General features: G+C 71.8%; 1 protein-coding gene. It reads right to left on the reverse strand.

Features of this window, described 5'->3' with window-relative positions; all coding sequences use genetic code 11:
- A partial coding sequence (locus ACFYM6_RS36100; protein ID WP_387282023.1) for an amino acid adenylation domain-containing protein occupies positions 1–1,948 on the reverse strand: 1,948 nt, incomplete at both ends.

Genomic DNA, 1,948 nt, shown 5'->3' on the forward strand with positions numbered 1-1,948 from the left:
GGTCGACCGGCCCGTCGAACCGCAGCGCGTTCGGCAGGTTGTAGGTGGCACTGGGCCCCTCGAGCTGAGCCAGGAACCACAACCGGCGCTGCGCGAAGGACAGCGGGGGTGTGGCCGGGCGGCTCCCGGCGGTCAGCGTAGGCCGGTCGGTGCCGGTCAGGCGGGTGGCGAGCGCGGCGATGGTCGGGGCCTCGAAGATGGCCCTGGTCGGCAGGTCGGCGTTCAGCGTCGTGCGGATCCGGCTGACCAGCCGGGTCGCGAGCAGTGAATGCCCGCCGAGGTGGAAGAAGTTGTCGTCGATGGTCACGCCGGTGGTGCCGAGGACCTCGGCGAACAGCTCGACGAGCAGCGTCTCGGCCGGGGTCCGCGGGGCGCGTCCGCCGCTGCCGGCCGGGGTTTCGGGCGCGGGCAAGGCCTTGCGGTCGATCTTGCCGTTCGCCGAGACGGGCAGGCTGTCCAGCAGCACGAACACCGCCGGAACCATGTAGTCGGGCAGCCGCTCCTCGGCGTGCCGCCGCAGCCGGTCGGGATCGGTCTCGTCGGCCGTCACGTACGCCACCAGGCGCTGATCGCCGGGCCGGTCCTCGCGGACGAGCACCGCCGCCTGGAGTACCTCCGGATGCTGAACGAGGCAGTTCTCCACCTCGCCGAGCTCGATCCGGAAGCCGCGGAGTTTGACCTGGTGGTCGACGCGGCCGAGGAAGTCGAGGGTGCCGTCGGGGAGCCAGCGGGCGAGGTCGCCGGTGCGGTAGAGGCGGCTGCCGGGGGTGCCGTGCGGGTTGGCGGTGAAGCGTTCGGCGGTGAGGTCGGGGCGGTTGTGGTAGCCGCGGGCGAGTTGGACGCCGGCCAGGTAGAGCTCGCCGGGGACGCCGGGTGGCAGCGGCCGGAGGCGCCGGTCCAGCACGTACACCTGGGTGTTCTGGATGGGGCGTCCGAGGGTCACCCGCGCACCGGGTGTCAACTCGATGGAGGTCGCCCAGACGGTGGCCTCGGTCGGGCCGTACATCACAGTCACGCCGGCGCTGTTTCCGCACATCTCGCCGGCCAGGTCGGCGGGCAGCAGCTCGCCGCCGACGATCATCCGCACGCCGGCCATGGCCGGCTTGGTCACTGCGGTGCTCCACCAGGACGGCGTGCCCTGTACCACCGTGACACCGTGCTTCCGGATCCAGGCGCCGACCGCGGCCGGGCTCTGCACCACGTTCCGCGGGGCCAGCACGACGGACGCGCCGGCCAACAGCGGCACGTAGAGCTCCAGCGCCGCGATGTCGAAGCTCACCGTAGTGATCGCGAGAAGCCGGTCCGCCGGGGTCAGCCGCAGCCGGGCGTCCATGTCGTCCAGGAAGTTGTCCAGCGCCCGCCGGCTCACCATGACGCCCTTGGGCCGGCCGGTGGAACCGGAGGTGTAGATGAGGTACGCGGTGTGGTCGGGATGTGTCCCGGTGGGCGGGTTGACGGTGGGCTGGGCGGCCACGGATGCGATGGCGTCCGGCCGGTCGAGGTAGAGGGTCGCCGCGGTGGCGGGCACACCGCCCCCGGTGGTGGTGATGAGGAGCTCCGGGCGGGCGGTGTCGAGCAGCTGCTGGATGCGGGTGGCGGGGTGGTCCGGGTCGATGGGGAGATAGGCGGCCCCGGTCTTGCCGATGGCCAGCAGGGCAACGAGCAGGTCGACCGTGCGGGGCAGGGCGACGGCGACGATAGCGCCGGGCCCCAGGCCGAGGTGATTGGCCAGCTGATTGGCGCGGCTGTTGAGCTGCTCGTAGGTGAGCGTGGTGGCGCCGTCGGTCGCGGCGATGGCGTGCGGGCTTTCGGAAACCTGGCGCTCGAAGCGCTGGATGAGGGTCGTGGGGGCGTGGCCGCTCGTGGTGTTGTTCCAGGTGGTGAGGATCTGGTGGCGTTCGTTGGGTAGGAGGATGTCGAGGTCGTCGATGGGGGTGTGTGGGTGGTT

It is taken from the genome of Micromonospora sp. NPDC006431, assembly GCF_042870725.1.
GTDB lineage: Bacteria > Actinomycetota > Actinomycetes > Mycobacteriales > Micromonosporaceae > Micromonospora.